The sequence below is a fragment of the Actinoplanes sp. CA-131856 genome, assembly GCF_050956135.1.
GTDB lineage: Bacteria > Actinomycetota > Actinomycetes > Mycobacteriales > Micromonosporaceae > Actinoplanes.
Genome location: NZ_CP191849.1, coordinates 2,278,321 through 2,296,807 on the forward strand (window position 1 = coordinate 2,278,321; position 18,487 = coordinate 2,296,807).

An 18,487-nucleotide genomic window follows, 5' to 3' on the forward strand; every position below is an offset into this window, starting at 1 on the left:
CTCCGCCGGTCACCGGCGGTGCACCAGCGCACAGACCCCGACACATAAAAACTCCCCTCTGGAGGAAGCGTGAAGCGCAAGATCGCGGTCGCCGCGGCACTCGCTGCGACGCTGCTCGGTGCCGCTGCCTGCGGCGCCAACGAAGATGCCCCCACTACTTCCGCATCCGGCAAGGTCGACGGCGCCGGCAAGACCCTCAAGGTCTGGCTCATGGTCGACGCGCAGACGGCGTGGAAAGACGTCGTCGACAACGCGAGCAAGCGCTTCACCGAGGCCACCGGCGCTCAGGTCAACGTCGAGTACCAGCAGTGGGCCAACCACCTGACCAAGCTGGACGCCACGCTGGCCGGCACCGACGTGCCGGACGTGATCGAGCTGGGCAACAGCGAGTTCCCCAAGTACGTCTTCAGCGGCGGCTTCGCGGCGATCAACCCGGCCGACTACGAGAACTCGGGCACGTGGCTCGCCGGTCTCAAGGGCGCCTGCGACTTCGAGGGCAAGACCTACTGCGTTCCCTACTACGCCGGCGCGCGCCTGCTGATCTACCGCACCGACCTGTTCAAGGAGGCCGGACTGTCGGCCCCCAAGACGTACGAGGACTTCCTGGCCGCGGCCGACAAGATTCAGACCGCGAAGAAGGCGGACGCGAAGTTCGGCTCCGTCTACATGCCGGGCCAGTACTGGTACGCGGCGATGAGCTGGGTCAAGTCGACCGGCGGCGACATCGCCAAGCAGGACGGCGACAAGTGGGTCGGCCAGCTGTCGCAGCCGGCCTCGATCGAGGGCCTCCAGCGCTGGGTCGACATGGTCAAGAAGTACTCGAAGGCCGACCCCACCAAGAACGAGAACGAGCAGGCCGGCATCTTCGCGCAGGGCACCTCGGCCATGTTCTACGGCAACGCGTGGGAGCAGGGCTCGGCCGAGGAGGTCAAGAAGGACCCCAACGACGAGAACTCGCCGCTGGTCCCGACCAAGGTCAAGGGCAAGCTGGCCACCGCGGCCATGCCGGAGATCCCCTCGTTCCTGGGCGGCTCGAACCTCGGCGTGGCCGAGAAGAGCCAGAACAAGGAGCTGGCGGCCCAGTGGATCAAGGCCTTCACCGACAGCCAGTCGATGGCCGGCCTGATCAAGGCGAACGCATTGCCGAACTCGACGGCGCTGCTGGACAAGGCCGCGGCCGACAACCCGGCGCTGGCCCCGGCCGCCCAGGCGGCCAAGGACAGCTGGTTCACCCCGAACGCCGAGAAGTGGGCTGACGTCGAGAAGGGCGCGGTGCTGCAGACGATGCTCACCGACATCCTGACCGGCAAGAAGTCGGTGGCCGACGGCGCCAAGTGGGCCGACGACCAGATCAACGCGACGCTCAACGAGAGCTGATCCTCCCGGGGTGCCGCCTCGACAAGAGGCGGCACCGCCCGCCGACACGCGAAAGGGAACAGCTGATGTCCGTCGTCGAATCGCCGACGACCCGCCCGGTCGCCCCGCCGCCGGCGCGGCCCACGGCGAAAAAGCGTAAGAGCGACAAAACGCCGTGGCTCCTCGCCATTCCGGCCCTGGTGCTGCTGGCCGGGCTGCTCGGCTACCCGCTGGTCCGGATGGTGGTCCTGTCCTTCCAGAACATGCGGTTGCGCGAGCTGTTCAGCGGCCGTACGCCGCCGTGGGTGGGCTTCGACAACTACACCAAGGTGCTCACGGACAGCGTGTTCTGGGGCGTCACCGGCCGAACGGTCGCCTTCACGGTGGTCTCGGTGCTGATCTCGGTCGTACTCGGCCTGGCCATCGCCCTTCTGATGCGGCGGGTGACCCGGGGCGTACGCCTGTTCATGGTCGTCGCCATGATGTTCGTCTGGGCGCTGCCGCAGCTGGTGGCCGCGCAGATCTTCCGGTGGATGACCGATTCCGACTTCGGCGTCGTGAACTACCTGATCGACAAGATCCCGGGCGTGGACTACGCGAACCACAGCTGGTTCGTGAACCCGTGGCAGGGCTGGTCGGTGATCACCACCCTGGTCGTCTGGGCCGGCATCCCGTTCCTGGCCATCACGCTGAACGCGGGCCTCACCCAGGTGCCGAAGGAGCTGCTCGAGGCGGCGACGATGGACGGGGCGACCCCCTGGCAATCACTGCGCAACATCATCCTGCCGATCTTGAAACCCTTGGTCACTATCGTCACCACGCTCTCGGTGATCTGGAACTTCGGGCTCTTCACACAGGCGTGGGTGCTGCGGGACGGCCACCCCGAGCCGTCGTTCCAGACCCTGGCGACGTACTCGTACACGCAGGCGTTCGGGCAGTCGCGCTACAGCCTCGGCTCGGCCATCGCGGTGATCACCGTGATCCTCATGCTCGGCGTGATGGTCTTCTATATCCGGCAGATGTTCAAGATCGGTGAGGTGGAGTGATGGTCGCCGTCGCACCGGTGATGAAGAAGAGGCGGGCCAAGAGCGCCGACGACGGCGTGCTGACCGTCGGGCGCAGCCGGGCCGGCACGATCGCGGCCAACACGGCCGGCGTCGTCTTCTCGCTGTTCATGCTGTTCCCGGTCTACTGGGTGCTCAACACCGCGTTCAAGCCGGCCGACGAGGTCCTGTCGCTGACACCGAGCCTGCTGCCCAAGAGCCCGACCTTCGACAACTTCAAGTCGGCCATCAACGCGCCGCTGTTCCTCGAGAACATGCTCAACGGCGTGCTCATCACGCTGCTCGCGGTGGCCGGGGCGCTGGTCGTGGGCTTCCTGGCCGCGCTGTCGATCGCCCGGTTCAAGTTCTACGGCCGCAAGTCGATCATCCTGGTCATCCTCGTGGTGCAGCTGATCCCGTTCATCTCGTTGCTCATCCCGCTGTTCCTGATGCTTCAGCAGGCCAAGTTGACCAACAGCCTGATCGGTGTGAGCATCACCTACCTTGTGCTGATCCTGCCGTACACCGTGTGGACACTTCGCGGCTTCATCTCGGGCATCCCGCGTGAGCTCGACGAGGCCGCGCTGATCGACGGCTGTACCCGGGCCCAGGTCTTCTGGCGCATCATCCTCCCGCTGACCGGTCCCGGCCTGGTGGCCACCAGCGTCTACGGATTCATCCAGGCCTGGAACGAATTCATCATCATCAACACACTCAACAGCCCGGACAAGCAGAACCTGATGGCCTGGCTGCTGCAGAACCAGACAACCCGCGGTACCGCCTGGGGCCCCCTCATGGCCGGTGCGATCATCACCTCGATCCCGGTGGTGATCTTCTTCCTGATCATCCAGCGCAACATCGCCACCGGTCTCACGGCCGGTGCGGTCAAGGGCTGATCACAAACACAACCTGAGGAGATGTTGTGACCGATATTTTCACCAAGCCCGAGCTGGACCGTCGTACGCTGCTGCGTCGCGCCGCCGCCGTCGGCCTGCTTGCGACGCCCGCCGTCGGCCTGCTCAGCGCCTGCGTGGGCGGTGGCTCCGACGACAGCGACCAGGAGCAGGCCACCGGCACCAAGTCGGCCGACAACCCGCTCGGCATCGACCCCAAGGCCGGCGTGGAGATCGTGATCTTCAACGGCGGTCTGGGCACGGCGTACGCCACCGACGTGGACACCCCGCTGTTCAACAAGAAGTGGCCGGACGCCAAGATCACCTACTCGGCGACCGAGCAGATCTCGACCGTCATCCAGCCCCGGATCAACGCCGGCAACCCGCCGGACATGATCAACAACTCGGGCTCGAACCTGATGGACTTCGGCGCGATCGTCAAGGCCGGCCAGGCGGCCGACCTGACCGACCTGTTCGCGGCCCCGTCGCTGGACATCGCGGGCAAGACCGTGGCCGAGACCCTGGTGCCGGGCGCGGTCGAGCAGGGCAGCTACGACGGCAAGCCGTTCGCGATGAACTACTCGTACACCGTGTTCGGTCTCTGGTACAACAAGGCGCTGTTCGCCAAGAACAACTGGACCGTCCCGACCACGTGGGCCGAGTTCACCGCCCTGTGCGACAAGATCAAGGCGGCCGGCATCACGCCGTTCGGCTACGCGGGCGCCAACGCCTCGTACTACATGGTCCGGGCCCTGCTCACCAGCGCCGGCAAGATCGGCACCGAGCAGGTCCTCAAGGACATCGACAACCTGAAAGAAGGCGCCTGGCAGAACGACGCCATCAAGCAGGCGGCGCAGGCCTGGGGCGAGATCGGCAACAAGTACATCAACAAGACCTTCCTCGGCCTCAAGCACACCGAGGTCCAGCTCCAGCAGAACCAGGACAAGGTCGCGTTCTACCCCTGCGGCTCCTGGCTCGAGAACGAGCAGGCCAAGGACACCCCGCCCGGCTTCGAGTACGCGATCGCCGCGTACCCGAGCGTGACCGCGGCCGACAAGCTCCCGGCCCCGGCCATCAACGCCGCGGCCGGCGAGATCTACTTCGCGGCGGCCAAGGGCAAGAACCCGCAGGGTGGCAAGGAGTACCTGCGGACCATGCTCTCCAAGGAGGCGGCGCTGGGCTTCACCAAGCTCACCAAGTCGCTTACCGTGGTGGCGGGCGCCTCCGACGGTGTCACCATCTCGCCCGGTCTGACCAGCGCCAACGACGCGGTCACCAAGGCCGGCAAGGACATCTTCATGGGCTACCTGTTCGACACCTGGTACAAGAAGCTCGACGACGAGTCCCGTGGCGCCGTCAACGACCTGATGTTCAAGGGCGGGGACGCGCAGAAGTTCTGCGACCGGATGGAGAAGGCGTCCCAGGCGGTCGCCAAGGACTCGTCGGTCACCAAGTTCACCCGTAGCTGATCTTTGTACGGCACCAAGTAGGACGGTAGAGCGCCATGCGACGCGGTAAGTATCCCTTCATCATCGGCTTCCTTATCGTGCCGGTGGCGCTCTACTGCACCTTTGTGGTGGCGGCGTACATCCAGACCTTCCAGTTGTCGTTGAGCAACTGGTCGGGTCTCGGCCCGATCGAGTACGTCGGCTTCGACAACTTCACGAAGCTCTGGCACGACGAGCTGTTCTGGAAGTCGATCCGGCACAACATCTTCCTGCTCATCCTGCTGCCGATCGTCACGATCATCCTGGCCCTGGTCTTCTCGTTCCTGCTCAACGTCGGCGGCGGCCACAAGGGCGGCGCCACCCGCGGCGTGTGGGGATCGAAGGTCTACCGGGTCATCTTCTTCTTCCCGCAGCTGCTGGCCCTGGCCATCGTCGCGGTGATCTTCGGCCGGGTCTTCGGGCCGGACAAGAGCGGCATGCTCAACGGCCTGTTCCCGGCCGACTGGAAGCCCTGGCTGTTCCTGGCCGACGAGCGGTACGCGATGCTCTGCATCCTGATCGTGCTGATCTGGCAGGCGGTCGGCTTCTACGTCGTGCTCTTCTCGGCCGGCATGGGCTCGATCCCGGCCGAGATCTACGAGGCGGCCGCGCTCGACGGCGCCACCCGCATCACCCTGTTCTTCCGGATCACGATCCCGCTGCTGTGGAACACCGTGCAGGTCGCCTGGGTCTATCTGGGCATCGCCGCGTTCGACGCCTTCGCCCTGGTCAACATCATGACCGTGGATCGAGGCGGACCGAACGGCGCGTCCTCGGTGCTCAGCTTGATGATCTACCGCAACGCCTTCGAATTCTCGCAGGCCGGCTACGCCTCCGCGCTGGGCGTGGTCCTTTTCTTCCTGACCCTGACCTTCGCCGCGCTGACCCTGAGGGTCACCCGCCGCGATTCCGTCGAAGCCTGAGGCGGACGAGATGACGAACCTTACCGAAGCCCCGCCGGTGATCACCGAGACGAAGAGCGCCGGCCGCAAGCCCGACAAGAAGCGCGACGTCAACGCCTTCACCGGCCTCGCCCACATCGCCCTGTTCGCCTGGGCGCTGGTGACGGCCGGCCCGCTGATCTGGGTGCTGCTCGCCTCCTTCAAGAGCAACACCGAGATCTTCCTGGGCAAGCCGTTCGCGCTGCCCGAGCACTTCTCGTTCCAGACGTACTTCGACGCCTGGGGCGAGGCGCACATCGGGCGCTACTTCCTCAACAGCGTCATCGTCGTGATCATCAGCACGGCCGGCACGATGCTGTTCGGCTCGATGGCGGCCTACGTGCTCGCGCGCTACCGCTTCTGGGGCAACCGGTTCATCTACTACCTGTTCGTCTCGGGTCTGGCCTTCCCGACCTTCATGGCGCTGGCCCCGCTGTTCTACATCCTCAAGAGCATGGGGCTGCTGGGGTCGTACACCGGCCTGGTCCTGGTCTACATCGCCTATTCACTGCCGTTCACCGTCTTCTTCCTCGCGGCGTTCTTCAAGACCCTGCCGTACGAGATCGAGGAGGCGGCCACGGTCGACGGCGCCTCGCACACCCGCAAGTTCTTCCAGATCATGATGCCGATGGCGAAGTCCGGCCTGGTCAGCATCACGATCTTCAACATCGTGGGTCAGTGGAACCAGTACCTGCTGCCAGTCGTGATCATGACGGGCCCGGGCGCCGAGTCGAAATATCTGCTGACACAGGGCATTGCGAACATCAGCACCTCGGCCGGTTATCACGCGGAGTGGTCGACGCTGTTCGCGGCGCTGGTCCTCTCCATCCTGCCCATGATCATCGTCTACGCGATCTTCCAGCGGCAGATCCAGGCCGGTCTGACCGCCGGCGCTGTCAAATAGGGCGCCGTCAAGTAGAACGCCAGACCCCCGGGGGTACGCCGTACGCGCGCCGGAACGCCGCCGCGAACGCGAACTCCGAGGAGTAGCCGACCCGGGCCGCCACCGCGGCCACCGTGAGCCGCTCGTCCCGCAGCAGGAGCCGCGCCTTGTGCAGGCGCAGCGCCCGCAGATAGTGGACGGGCGGCTCACCCACGGCGGCCGAGAACCGCCCGGCGAACGCCGTCCGGGACAGCCGTGCCGTGGCCGCCAGCGACGCGAGCGTCCACGGCCGCCCCGGCTCGCCGTGCATCGCGCCGAGCGCCGCCGCCAGATGCGGGTCGCGCAACCCGGCCAGCCAGCCCGGATGATCGGTGACCGCGCCGTGCCGGCGGATCGCCCGCGCGATCATCGCGTCGGACAGCCGGGCCATGACGACGTCGCTGCCCGGCCCGGCCTCGAACGCCTCCTGCCGCAACGCCTCGACATAGGGCGCCAGCCACCGGCTCTCGGCCGCCGGCACCAGGATCACCCGGGGCAGTCCGCTCAGCGCCGGATGGCCGGGCTCGCCCGCGACGAACGCCCCGCAGACGATCGTGGTCGACGGCCCCTCGGTGCCGTGCCGGAGACGCACCCCGTCGGCCCGTGCCGCGAGCTCGAAGCCCGAGGTGGCCGGCGCCAAGCCGTACACCAGCTCATGATCGTCGCCCCTGGGCAGGATGACCGTGTCGCCCTCGCCGAGCGGGATGACCTCGCCGGCCAGTGACAGATCGCAGCGCCCGGCGGTGATCAGGTGGACGCCGCGCAGTCCCGGCCGGTCGAAGACGAGCCGGAACGGGCCGTTCATCTCGATCCAGCGATAGGCGGCGCTGGTGAAGCGGATCTCGCGCAGCACCGTGCCCAGGACGTCCGATGTGGTCGGCGGGATGGGCACACATGGATTGTCGCCCCGGCCGTTCCTAGCGTCGAGGCATGACGAAGATACTGGTGACAGGCTCGACCGGGATCGGCGGCGCGGTGGCCGCGCAGCTGGGGGAGCGGGCTCTGACGATCGGCCGGCACGGCCACATCCGGGCCGACCTCTCCCTGCTGTCGTCCGCCGCCGAGGCGGCCGCCGAGGTCGCCGCCGGCCGCGACCGGCTCGACGCGATCGTCTGCTGCGCCGGAGTGTTCACGATGCGCGCGGTGACGACGGCCGAGGGGCTGGAACGGGCGTACGTGCTGAACTATCTGTCCCGCTTCCTGCTGATCGACCGGCTGCTTCCGCTGCTGCCGCCGGACGGGCGGGTGGTGCTGGTGGCCAACGCGGGTCGCTATCGGGACACGCGTGCGAACCCCACCCGGGGGCTGAGCGTCGCCGGGCGGACCCAGTTCGCCAACGACCTGTACGCGGTGGAGCTGGCGGCCCGGCACCCGTCACTCTCGGTGGCCTGCGTCTTCCCGGGCCTGGTGGCGACGCGGGTGTTCCGCGACGCGACCGGTGTGCCGGCCGGGCTGCGGTGGATGATGGACGCCCTTCAACAGCGGATCGGCGCCTCGCCGGAATCGGCCGCGCGTGGACCCGTACAACTGGCAATCGGTCCTCGGTCTGCCTCTGGCTTCTACGGGCCGTCGGCGCGCCCGCTGACCGTGCCCGCGAGAGTCCGTGACGGCCGGCGGGCCGCGTTGTGGGCCGAGAGCGAGGAGGTGATCGGGCGCGTAAGGTCGCGAGGGTGAAAGACCTGCTGAGCGGCCTCGACGTCGTCGACGACGCGGACGTGCTGGAGAGCCTGGCCCACGACGACGCGGAGTGGGCGCCCTACGGCAGGCCGGCCGCGGCCGTTCGGCCCAGGACCACAGATGATGTACGCCGGGTCGTGGCGGCCTGCGCCGAACGAGGCATCCCGATCGTCGCGCGCGGCGCCGGTACCGGCCTGTCCGGCGGCGCCAACGCGGTCGACGGCGCCATGATCGTCGACCTGTCGAAGATGAACCGGATCATCGAGATCGACGCCGAGAACATGACGGCGACGGTGCAGCCGGGCGTCGTCAACGACGACCTGAAGAAAGCGGTGGCGGCGCACGGCCTGTGGTATCCGCCGGATCCGGCCAGCGTACCCTGGTCCACCATCGGCGGCAACGTCGCCACGAACGCGGGCGGGCTCTGCTGCCTCAAATACGGCGTCACGCGCGACTACGTGCTCGGGCTGGAGGCGGTGGTGGGCGGTCCGGCGGGGGCCTACGGCACTGTCGTACGCCTGGGGCGCCGCACCACCAAGGGCGTCAGCGGATATGACCTGACCGCCCTGTTCACCGGCTCCGAGGGCACCTTCGGCGTGATCACCGAGATCACGCTGCGCCTGCGCCCGGCCCGCCGCGAGGCCCCGCGCACGGTGGTCGGCGCGTTCGACAGCGTGGTGGCGGCGGGCGCGGCGGTGGCCGCGTTGACCAGGGCCGGCCTGCTGCCCGCGGCGCTGGAACTGCTGGACCGCACGTGCCTGCGAGCGGTGGAGGAGTGGAAGCACCTGGGCCTGTCGTCCGACGCGGCCGCCCTGCTGCTGGCCCAACTGGACAGCCCGGGCGCGGCCGGCGACGAGGAGGCGGCCGAGGTGGCCGCGGTCTTCCGGGACGCCGGAGCGCTGTGGGCCGAACAGTCCACTGACGAGATCGAGGCCGAGGCCTTGTTCGCGGCCCGCCGCCTGGCCTATCCGGCGCTGGAGCGGCTGAGCCCGGTGCTGACCGAGGACGTGTGCGTGCCCCGTTCCCGGGTCCCCGACATGCTGGCCGCCATCGAGGAGATCGCCGCGCGCCACGGCGCCACCATCGCGACGATCGCCCACGCCGGCGACGGCAACCTGCACCCGCTGATCCTGGCCCCGGCCGGCGACGAGCCGGCCCGGCGGGCCGCCCAGGCCGCCTTCGAGGACATGCTCACCGCCGCCATCGACATGGGCGGCACGGTGACCGGCGAACACGGCGTGGGCCTGCTGAAGCGCGCCGGCATGCGGCAGGAGCTCTCCCCGGCGGTCCTGGCCATGCAAGTGGCCATCAAACAGACCCTGGATCCATTGAACATCTTCAACCCGGGCAAGGTCATCGGCTGACCCCGGCGTCCTTCGGTCGGGGGACGCGCCGGTCCGAAGAGGATCTATAGGGCCAGGTGAGGCTTGCGCCGCTGAGGAACTCTCGGGGGTGTGAAAATTTCACGATTGAGTCCCGGTGGCGCTGCCACTAGCCTGGTCGGGTCCGTCGGCCGACCGGGGTCGCCGAGGGGTGGCGCTGGCGATTCTCCACCCGCCACGCTTGTCGATCCGGTGACCGGCGAAAGAGGGCTCACGATGACCGAGCGCGGCTCAAGCCGCTCTTTCGCGCTGCGTGCAGTTGTCGTTACGCTGGGGCGGTCCAGGCGTCGTCAGGAAGCCGGGGGTCTATAGTGCCGAATTTCTTCCTGAGTTCGGCCGCCGGCGACGACGATCCGTATGTTCGGCAGTTCTTCGACGATCTCCGCGGCCGGGTCTCGGCCCTGAGCTCCGACCACGGCGCCGACCTGTCCTTCCTGGGCACGGTCGGCAACCGGGACACCGCTCTCCCGGCCGACATGCTGTTGCGTCTCGCCTCGTGCGACGTCTTCGTCGCTCTCGCCTCGCCGCGGTACTTCCGCAACGCGACCTGCGGCCGGCAGTGGGAGATCTTCACGAGCCGGTTCAAGGCGGGCGACGACCGTGCGGCGATCATCCCGGTCGCGTGGTCGGCCGACGCGTCGATGCCGGAGTTCCTGGGTGTCCCGCTGGTCGCGCCCGAGGGCCCGTCCCGAGGGCTGCGGCAACTGGTTCGCCTGCGTGGCCTCAGATCCGAATACGACGCCTTTCTCGGCGAGCTCGCGCGCCGGGTCGTCGCCGCCGGCGAGGCCGCTCCGGCCCCGTCCAGCGAGCCCGTCACTGATTTCGCCACGGTGCCCAACATCTTCTCGGCGTCCATAGTGGATCTTCGAGTGCACATCGTCATCGCGGCCGCCTCCCGTCAGGAGATGGACGAGGTCCGCGACGACCTGTCCTATTACGGCGCCGAGGCCCGCGACTGGGCGCCCTACCGGCCGGACGTGCCGGGGTCGCTGGCCAGCCGGGCCCGCCTGCTGGCGGCCGATCAGGCACTGCGGGGCGAGGTGGCGGCGCTCGACGACGTCCTCGACCGCATCGAGAGCGCCCGCGCCGCCCACGAGATCGTCGTCATCCTCTGCGACTGGTGGATCACCCAGCTCGACGCCTACCGGCACATCCTCGCCGAGATCGATCGCCGCGGGCTGGGCGACACCGTCGTGCTGGTTCCCGCCAGCCGGTCCGACCGGGAGTCGATGGACAACCTGGCCGAGCTCCGCTTCGGACTGCGCAGGACCTTCCGGGAGAGCTGGCAGCAGGCGCAGGCCCATCTGCACAGCGATCTCGGCACGGCCGAGGCGTTCGACGCCGACCTGGCCGGCGTCCTCGAGGAGGCCCGCAACCGGCTGTTCCGCAGTGGAGCCGAGCCGGTCGAGACCGGCGGCCCGGTGGTCGAGCGACCCATCCTCCGTGGCCCGTGATGGCGCAGGGAAAGTACACTGAGTGATCGATTACTCACGATCAATCGTCCTCGGGAGAAGGCACGTGGGATCGTCAGTCACGCCGCCGTTCTTCTTCATCAGCTATGCGCACGATTCCGGCGAGGATGATCACCACGTCGACCGGTTCTACCGCGATCTGAACCACGACGTGCTCATGTTCGCCGGCAGCCGGGCCGAGACCGCCGGCTTCTGCGACGCCCTGCTCAAGCTCGGCCAGCGCTGGTCCGAGTCGCTCGTCGACAATCTCAGCACGGCTCAGGTCCTCATCCCGATCATGAGCCCCGGCTACTTCCGGAGCGCGGCCTGCGGCAAGGAATGGGCCGTGTTCTCGGCGCGGCTCGCCCGTGCTCGCCGGCCCGGCGCGGACAACTCGCTGATCATTCCTCTGCTGTGGGTGCCGATGACGCCGCCGCCGATCGCCCAGCCGTACCAGTTCAAGGACAGGGACTTCGGCGTCAAGTACGACGAGGTCAAACTGCGCGCCCTGATCCGTGAGGGCCGGTACGCGGACGACTACAAGGCTTTCGTGCAGAAGCTGGCCCAGCGGGTGTTCGAGCTCGGTGAGGCCGCGCCGCTGGCCCCGGCACCGGGCCGGCCGCAGTTCGACGACATCACCTCCGCGTTCCCCACCGTTCCCGAGGCACGGACCCCGAACGGGGCCCGCGACGTGAAGGCCTCCGCCAGCAACCGCCGGTCGTCCCGTGTCGACCGTCCCATCCTCAACACCAATCTCCCCGAGGACCCCCGATGAGTGTCAGCGCCGACAGCGGCCCGGCCGGCCGGATCATCACCTTCTACAGCTACAAGGGCGGCACGGGGCGCACGATGGCGCTGGCCAACGTCGCGTGGCTGCTCGCCATGAACGGGTACAAGGTGCTGGCCATCGACTGGGACCTCGAGTCGCCGGGCCTGCACCGCTACTTCCACCCGTTCCTGCGGGACAAGAACCTCCGCAACTCCGAGGGCATCCTCGACCTCATCCGCAAGCACACCGAGTTCAACTTCCGGCTCGAGGACACGCTCGACCCGGCGCGGGCCACGGTCCAGATCCACGAGTACGCGGCCTCGCTGGAGTGGGAGTTCCCGCGCGGCGGCCTGCTCGACTTCGTGCCCGCCGGCCGGCAGGACCTGGGATATACCGAGGCGGTCAGCACGTTCGACTGGGACTCGTTCTGGCGGCTGCACCAGGGGCCGCGGCTCCTGGACGCGCTGCGGGAGGACATGGCCCGCAACTACGACTTCGTGCTGATCGACAGCCGCACCGGCACGAGTGACACGGGCGGCATCTGCACGGTGCATCTGCCGGACACGGTGGTCAACTGCTTCACGCTGAACACGCAGAGTGTCAACGGCGCGGTGGCGATCACCGCGTCGATCCTCAAGCACGCGTCCGACATCACCGTGCTGCCCCTGCCGACCCGCATCGAGGACGGCGAGATGGCGAAACTCGAGCGGGGCCGGGTGTTCTCGCGGCGCAGCTTCGAGCCCTATCTCGGCTTCCTGGGCGGTCAGCCCGCCGACGAGTACTGGAACAGCGTCGAGGTCCCGTACATCCCGTACTACGCGTACGAGGAGATCCTGGCCGTCTTCGGCGACATGCCCCGCCTCAACGGGCCGCTGCTCAGCCCGTACACGAACCTGGCGTCCCGGATCGCCGGCCAGGAGTGCCGGGCGGTGGTCATCCCGGAAGCCGACCGCAACCGGGTCCTGCGCGCCTTCGAGCAGTCCGTCCCGCAGCCGAAGCGCACGATCGTGGTGGCGTACGCGCCGCTCGACCGGATCTGGGCCGAGTGGCTCAGCGACCGGCTGCGCGGCACCGCGCACCGGGTCATCCTGCAGAGCATCCGCGAGTCCGTGCCCGACCTGGACGCGCTCGACCACCTGGTCGTGATCTTCTCCCGCGACCTGATCGCCCGTGAGGGTGGCCTGCGGCTCCTGCGGACCGTCCGCGACCGCACCGCCCAGAACGACGAGAACCTGCTCGCGGTGCTCCGGGTCGACGCGACGCCGCTGGACGGCCGGGTCCCGCCGCGGATGCTGGTCGACGCCATGGGCACCAGCGAGGACCGCGTGCTCGAATCGGTGTCGGCGGTCCTGGCCCTCGACGCGGCCCCGCTGTCCGGCGGCGGGGTGGAGGCGGGCGAGGTGCGCTACCCGGCCGACCTGCCGCCACACTTCCAGGTCAGCCTCACCCGCAACCCGCGCTTCTCGGGCCGGGGCGGCGTCATCGAGGACATCCGCAACCGCCTGCTCGGCAGCGAGCCGAGCGGCGCCCGGCTGGCGCTGACCGGCCTGCCCGGTGTCGGCAAGACTCAGACCGCCCTGGAGTACGTCTACCGGTTCGCGGCCAGCTACGACGGCATCTGGTGGATCTCGGCCACACAGCCGAGCCGGGTCCGGATCGGCCTGGCCGAGATCGCGACGAAGCTGTCCCTGCCCGGCGGCACCGTCGAGGAGCAGGTCATCGCGGTCATGGACGCGTTGCGGCGTGCCGTCCCGGTGCGCCGGTGGCTGGTGGTGCTCGACAACGCGGACTCACCGGCCGACCTCGAGGGCCTCATCCCGTCCGGCCCGGGCCACGTGCTGGTGACCTCACGCAACCCGCAGTGGGCGAACGAGCTCGACGCGGTCGACGTCGGCGTGTTCAAACGGGCCGAGAGCATCGAGCTGCTCGGCCGCCGGGTGGAAAACCTGGGCCCGGCCGACGCGGACCAGCTCGCCGGTCGCCTGGGCGACCTGCCGCTGGCGCTCGAACAGGCCGGCGGCTGGCTGGGCAGCACGGCCATGTCGGTGTCGGACTACCTCGACCTGCTCGACCGCGGCGCCGCCGAGGCGATGGGCGAGAGCGCGCCCGCCGCCTACAACCAGACCGTGGCCTCCACCGTCGGCGTGGCCTACGAGCGGCTCAGTCAGACCAGCCCGGCCGCCACCCGCCTCATCGAACTTCTCGCATTTATGGCGCCCGAAGTCATCCCTTATCGCATGATTAGCAACAAACAACTGACCGCGCTGCTCGCCCCGATCGACCCGCGGATGTACGACCCGGCTCGTCACGGATCGCTCATCCAGGACATCGGCCGTCTCGGGCTCGCCAGGGTGGACGCAGGCACGAACGAAGGGAAACCGGCTCCGGGAAGGCGTGGCATCGTGGTGCATCGGCTCACTCAGGATATCGTCCGGTCGCGGTTGTCCCCTTCCGACCAGGACGAGCGCAGGAGGGAAATCCAGAGCGTGCTGGCAGAAGCGGACCGGGGCAACCCGGACAACCTCGAGAACCGCGAGGCCTACGAGGCCATCCGCCCGCACCTGGAGCCCAGTGGCGCGCTGACCTCCGACCAGCCCGAGACGCGGCAGCTCGTCATCGACATGTCGCGTTACCTTTACGTGCGCGGCGACCTCGAAGGATCCCGAGAGCTCGCCGAGGCGGCCCTGAAGGAGTGGCTGCCCCGCTTCGGGGCCGACGATCTGTGGGTGCTGCGGATCAAGCGCACCCTTGCTCTCGTCCTGCGGGAGCAAGGTCATGAGGCCGAGGCCTACGACATGAACGCCGACAGCCTCGAACGCCTCCGGCGGGTCGCCGGCGACAATGATCCGTACACGTTGTCGACCGCCATGATCTTCGGCGCGGATCTCCGGGCCCGTGGCGAGTACGAGAAGGCGGTCAGTCTCGACGAGCAGACCCTCAAGGGATTTCGTGACGCTTACGGCGACAATCACTTCGACACCCTGAACGCGGCCAGCAATCTAGGTACCTCGCTGCGGTTCGTCGGAGGGTTCGACGAGGCGGCCGAGCGGGATCGTGACACCCTTCGCCGTCGCCGTGAAACTCTCGGGCCTCGCGCGCTTGCGACCGTGAACTCGCAGGCGAACCTGGGAGCAGATCTGATCGAATTGGGCGACCTCGTCCCGGCGCGAAATCTCCTGGAGGAGGCGTACGAAGCGACGCGTTCGGATCACGGAGAAGGTCATCTGCGTACTCTGCGCATCGCCAACATCTACTCGGTTGCTCTGCGCCGCCTGAACGAGGTGGCGAAGGCCGCCGAGGTCATCGACGACATGGTCCGGCGGGCCACCGAGGTGCTCGGCCGCTACAACCGGGTGACCCTCGCCGGCCGCCTGGAGCAGGCGGACGTGCGCTGGGCGCAGGGCCGGGTCAAGGAAGCCCGCGAGATCGCCGAGGAGGTCTACGCCGATTTCCGGGCCACCCGGGGCGAGCAGCACCCCGACACCACGGCGGCCGGGAACGATCTGGCCATCTTCCGGCGGCTGGCGGGCGACGCGCCGAACGCGCTGACGCTGGCCGAGCGGACCTTCGCGGTCCTCGACGACGTCTTCCGTCCCGGTCACCCCTACACCCTGGCCGCGATGATCACCCTGGCCAACGCGCAGTTCGTGGACGGAACGCGCCACCTGGCCCAGGAGACCGACGCCGACGTCCTCCAGCGGGCACGCCGGGTCTTCAAAGATTCCCACCCGACCGTGGGGGTGGCCATGCTCAACTGGGCGGTGAGCCACCGTGAGGCCGACCCGGGCGCCGCGAGCCGCAACCGGGACGAGGCGCTCAAGACGTTCGAGAGCGCCCTGGGCTCCAGCCATCCCCGGACGATCGCGGCCCGCGAGTGGCAGCGCGTCGACCAGGACATCGCGCCCTTCCCGATCTAGCCGCCGGCGCTCAGCCAGCGGTGGAGGGCCGTCAGATCGGGTCGTCCTGACTCGGCGTCGAGCCGCTCGACGACGGCCCTCAGCAGGTCGGGCCGCTCAGCGGCGACCGTCCGGTCGGCCGTTGTCGCGCACAGAGCGACGATGGCCTCGGCCCATTCGCGATCACCGTCCGCGGCGTCGGCCGTGACCACGGGCGGCCCGCAGGCGGGCGGCGCCTCGGCCGCGGACCAGGCGCGCACGAGGTGTTCGACGTCGGCCGGGCGGGGGCGATAGTGGGCCAGCCGCCACGACACCTGGGCCGTGAGGGTCTCGAGCCGCACCGACGGCGGCGTCGCGTCCTCCCGTCGCCAGGCGGCGAGGGTGCCGTCCAGGGCGCGGAGGAAGCGATCGCCGGCCGGGGTGAGCTCACCCCCGTCGAGCAGCTGGCCGAGGGCGTAGCCCACATGCTCGCGCCAGGTGAGGTAGCGGCGGCCGGCGTCTTCCGCCCGCGATCGGCAGGAGCGCCAGAACCCGGCCACGCCGGTGAAGGCATAGACGCCTTGCACGAGAGCGTCCACCGGCCTCGGGTCCGGACGCCACGGAGCGTGGTAGCGCGCCGGGCCGCCCTCGGGGCCGAGGTCGACGAGATCGAGCAGGGCGCCGAGTTTCTCGTGCTGAAATTCGTGCACCAGCAGCTCGGCGAGGGTCAGCGGGTCGTTCGGCACCGAGATCCCGATGGCGCCGAAGCAGCCCCGGACCGAGGCGCTCACCTGGGCCGCGTCGTCCGGGGTGCGCAGCGGCACCAGGGCCCGTAGGGCGATCCGCATGCCCGCCGAGTGCTCCGGTTGGTCCTCCTCCAGGATCTGCCAGGCGTCCCGCACCAGGCCGTCCAGGCGGGCCGTGGCGGGGGCGGGGAGGGGAGCGAGGGGAGGCACCGGAAAGCGGTCCCGCAGGGCGTCGGCGTCGATGATCTCCAGCGTGTGCCCAGGGAGGCGCACGTGGTGCGCGGGACGCCAGCCGGGGCGCGGCTCGTCCCACGGCCTCACCAGCTTGAGCGCGCTCCCGATGGTCAGCGTGGCGCCGTCGAACCGGATCGGCACCGGGGCCGGCCCGATCCCGGTCGCTGTGCCGACGCGTGGCAGGTGCAGGTCTCGTCCCGAGCAGTCGACGGTGAGCTCGAAGGGAACGCCGGCGGAGACAGCGGTGGCGGCGGCCAGCGACCCCAGCTGTTCCGCGGCCCGGCCGTCGAGGACAGGCACCACCGAGCGGAACCAGGCGCTCAGGAACGGGTAGCGCAGCAGCTCGAGCCCGGCCGCGGGCGACGCCTTCTCGGTCTCCATCACGAGCTGGAGCGCGTCGCGCAGCGGCACCGGAAGGGAGTCCCACCTCTCGGCGACGGCGAGCAGGCGGAGCCGGCGCGCGGAGAGCTGCGCCTCGGTCAGCACCGCGATGGCGCCCGGTGAGCCGCCGCCCTCGGCCAGGCTGCGGAACTGGTCGCCGGTGAGGACGTAGCGGCGCATTCAGCGCTGCCTTCCGCGCTCGCCGAGCGCGCCGGCCACGCGGCCCCGGATGTGGGTGATCAGCCGGTACAGGTCGCGGCAGTAGACGGACGGATGAGCGAAACCGCCGTCCGCCCCGAAACGGTGCGAATACTGGCCTCCGCCGCAGGTCGTCACCACCGGGCAGATCTGACAACCGGTGCCCAGGGTGGCGAGGCCCCGCCCGGTGGCCCGGACGGCGGGATGGCCGGCGGCCTCGTCGAACGAATGGTCGTGTATGGACATGCCGAGGGCGCCCAGGCCGGGGGCCGTGGTCTTGAGCGCGTCGGTCGCCTCCAGGCTCCCGCCGGTCTCGACGGTGATCGCGCGCGGCGCGTTCAGCCCGATCGCCTCGGTGTCGCTGGCGCCGCCGAGGAGCAGCATGACGATCGACTCGAACAGCCGGATGCCGGTCTCGCGGACCGGCGCGTCGAACCATCGGTCGAAGACCCGGATGAGCCACGACGCGTACGGCGTCGACGCCGGATCGTGGTGTGGCGGCGGGTGCACCCAGTTGGCCAGGGGAAGCAGCAGGTCGATGCTCGGTGGGCCGAGTGCCACCAGGTCTTCGTACGCCTGGACCGGGTCGTTCTCGAGGTCGATGGTCAGGAGCAGGCCGGTCCAGACGGCATCGTGTGCCTTCAGCCTCTCCAGGCCCCGCCGCACGAGGTCGAAGCTGGGGCGCCCGTCGGCGTACCGCCGATGTCGGTCGTGGGCCTCGCGGCCGCCGTCGACGCTGACGCCCACGGCGACCCGGTGCCGATCGAAGAGGCCGAGGAACTCGTCGTCGATCAGGGTGCCGTTGGTCTGCAGCGACACGTCGACCTCGGTCGTGGAGGGTACGCGGGCGCGGACCGACGTGATGACGTTCTCGATGACGGCGGGGCCGGCGAGCAGCGGCTCGCCACCGTGGAGCACGACGAAGATCTTCTCCAGGGCGTGCGTGGCCGCATGCTGCCCGATCCGGCCGGCGAGCGCCTCGACGGTCCGCTCGCTCATCACCATCGGACGGTCACGCCAGCTCTGATCGACGTGGTGATAGACGTAGCAGTAGTCGCAGGACAGGTTGCACCGGCTGTGGACCTTGACGATGAACTGCTGGAACGGCGGGGCCAGGCCGACGGCCACCATG

14 protein-coding genes are annotated in these 18,487 nt (G+C 69.1%); 11 read left to right on the forward strand and 3 right to left on the reverse strand.

What is annotated here, in order from left to right; genetic code table 11:
* The first annotated feature begins 69 nt into the window (after positions 1–69).
* From ACQP2X_RS10975 to ACQP2X_RS11000, 6 genes are all read left to right on the forward strand, one after another.
* Positions 70–1,377: an extracellular solute-binding protein gene (locus ACQP2X_RS10975; protein WP_498696107.1), complete on the forward strand. Its 1,308-nt coding sequence runs from the start codon at positions 70–72 to the stop codon at positions 1,375–1,377.
* A gap of 65 nt (positions 1,378–1,442) precedes the next feature.
* Entirely contained in the window at positions 1,443–2,402 is a 960-nt protein-coding gene (locus ACQP2X_RS10980; protein ID WP_498696108.1) for a carbohydrate ABC transporter permease, read from the forward strand.
* Positions 2,402–3,295, forward strand: coding sequence for a carbohydrate ABC transporter permease (locus tag ACQP2X_RS10985; RefSeq protein ID WP_498696109.1), 894 nt, complete (start codon positions 2,402–2,404; stop codon positions 3,293–3,295). The genes ACQP2X_RS10980 and ACQP2X_RS10985 overlap by 1 nt, the downstream gene beginning before the upstream one ends.
* 26 nt (positions 3,296–3,321) lie before the next feature.
* Positions 3,322–4,761, forward strand: coding sequence for an N-acetylglucosamine/diacetylchitobiose ABC transporter substrate-binding protein (ngcE, locus tag ACQP2X_RS10990; protein WP_498696110.1), 1,440 nt, complete (start codon positions 3,322–3,324; stop codon positions 4,759–4,761).
* A 35-nt stretch (positions 4,762–4,796) separates the two neighbouring features.
* Positions 4,797–5,702: a carbohydrate ABC transporter permease gene (locus tag ACQP2X_RS10995; protein ID WP_498658326.1), complete on the forward strand. Its 906-nt coding sequence runs from the start codon at positions 4,797–4,799 to the stop codon at positions 5,700–5,702.
* Positions 5,703–5,712: 10 nt separating this feature from the next.
* A complete protein-coding gene (locus ACQP2X_RS11000; protein ID WP_498696111.1) occupies positions 5,713–6,624 on the forward strand; it encodes a carbohydrate ABC transporter permease in 912 nt (303 codons plus the stop codon).
* Between the two features lie 7 nt (positions 6,625–6,631).
* Here the strand turns inward: ACQP2X_RS11000 and ACQP2X_RS11005 are convergent, their stop codons facing one another.
* Positions 6,632–7,534 (reverse strand): AraC family transcriptional regulator, encoded by a 903-nt coding sequence (locus tag ACQP2X_RS11005; protein WP_498696112.1) that lies wholly within the window; start codon positions 7,532–7,534, stop codon positions 6,632–6,634.
* 38 nt (positions 7,535–7,572) lie between these two features.
* Here ACQP2X_RS11005 and ACQP2X_RS11010 point away from each other — a divergent pair, with 38 nt between their 5' ends.
* The 5 genes from ACQP2X_RS11010 (at position 7,573) to fxsT (ending at position 15,838) form a co-directional block, all read left to right on the forward strand.
* Complete coding sequence (locus ACQP2X_RS11010) at positions 7,573–8,316, forward strand: SDR family oxidoreductase (RefSeq protein ID WP_498696113.1); 744 nt, start codon at positions 7,573–7,575, stop codon at positions 8,314–8,316.
* On the forward strand, positions 8,313–9,683 hold the full coding sequence (locus ACQP2X_RS11015; protein WP_498696114.1) for an FAD-binding oxidoreductase: 1,371 nt from the start codon (positions 8,313–8,315) through the stop codon (positions 9,681–9,683). The genes ACQP2X_RS11010 and ACQP2X_RS11015 overlap by 4 nt, the downstream gene beginning before the upstream one ends.
* Before the next feature lie 329 nt (positions 9,684–10,012).
* Positions 10,013–11,155, forward strand: coding sequence for an FxsC protein (fsxC, locus tag ACQP2X_RS11020; protein WP_498696115.1), 1,143 nt, complete (start codon positions 10,013–10,015; stop codon positions 11,153–11,155).
* Between the two features lie 64 nt (positions 11,156–11,219).
* Positions 11,220–11,927 (forward strand): TIR-like protein FxsC, encoded by a 708-nt coding sequence (locus tag ACQP2X_RS11025; RefSeq protein ID WP_498696116.1) that lies wholly within the window; start codon positions 11,220–11,222, stop codon positions 11,925–11,927.
* Entirely contained in the window at positions 11,924–15,838 is a 3,915-nt protein-coding gene (gene fxsT, locus ACQP2X_RS11030) for an FxSxx-COOH system tetratricopeptide repeat protein (protein WP_498696117.1), read from the forward strand. The genes ACQP2X_RS11025 and fxsT overlap by 4 nt, the downstream gene beginning before the upstream one ends.
* On the opposite strand, the gene ACQP2X_RS11035 is transcribed toward fxsT, so the two are convergent.
* On the reverse strand, positions 15,835–17,337 hold the full coding sequence (locus tag ACQP2X_RS11035) for an aKG-HExxH-type peptide beta-hydroxylase (RefSeq protein ID WP_498696118.1): 1,503 nt from the start codon (positions 17,335–17,337) through the stop codon (positions 15,835–15,837). The genes fxsT and ACQP2X_RS11035 overlap by 4 nt on opposite strands.
* Positions 17,338–18,486, reverse strand: a complete 1,149-nt coding sequence (locus tag ACQP2X_RS11040) for an FxsB family cyclophane-forming radical SAM/SPASM peptide maturase (RefSeq protein WP_498696119.1) — start codon at positions 18,484–18,486, stop codon at positions 17,338–17,340.
* Position 18,487: the final 1 nt, after the last annotated feature.

What these genes read in the sequence shown, in the direction of transcription:
- ACQP2X_RS11000 (WP_498696111.1), top strand. Translation starts at nt 5,713, where the DNA reads ATGACGAACCTTACCGAAGCCCCGCCGGTGATCACCGAGACGAAGAGC.
- ACQP2X_RS11035 (WP_498696118.1), bottom strand. Translation starts at nt 17,337, where the DNA reads ATGCGCCGCTACGTCCTCACCGGCGACCAGTTCCGCAGCCTGGCCGAG.
- ACQP2X_RS10980 (WP_498696108.1), top strand. Translation starts at nt 1,443, where the DNA reads ATGTCCGTCGTCGAATCGCCGACGACCCGCCCGGTCGCCCCGCCGCCG.
- ACQP2X_RS11040 (WP_498696119.1), bottom strand. Translation starts at nt 18,486, where the DNA reads ATGGTGGCCGTCGGCCTGGCCCCGCCGTTCCAGCAGTTCATCGTCAAG.
- ACQP2X_RS10985 (WP_498696109.1), top strand. Translation starts at nt 2,402, where the DNA reads ATGGTCGCCGTCGCACCGGTGATGAAGAAGAGGCGGGCCAAGAGCGCC.
- ACQP2X_RS10995 (WP_498658326.1), top strand. Translation starts at nt 4,797, where the DNA reads ATGCGACGCGGTAAGTATCCCTTCATCATCGGCTTCCTTATCGTGCCG.
- ACQP2X_RS11010 (WP_498696113.1), top strand. Translation starts at nt 7,573, where the DNA reads ATGACGAAGATACTGGTGACAGGCTCGACCGGGATCGGCGGCGCGGTG.
- fxsT (WP_498696117.1), top strand. Translation starts at nt 11,924, where the DNA reads ATGAGTGTCAGCGCCGACAGCGGCCCGGCCGGCCGGATCATCACCTTC.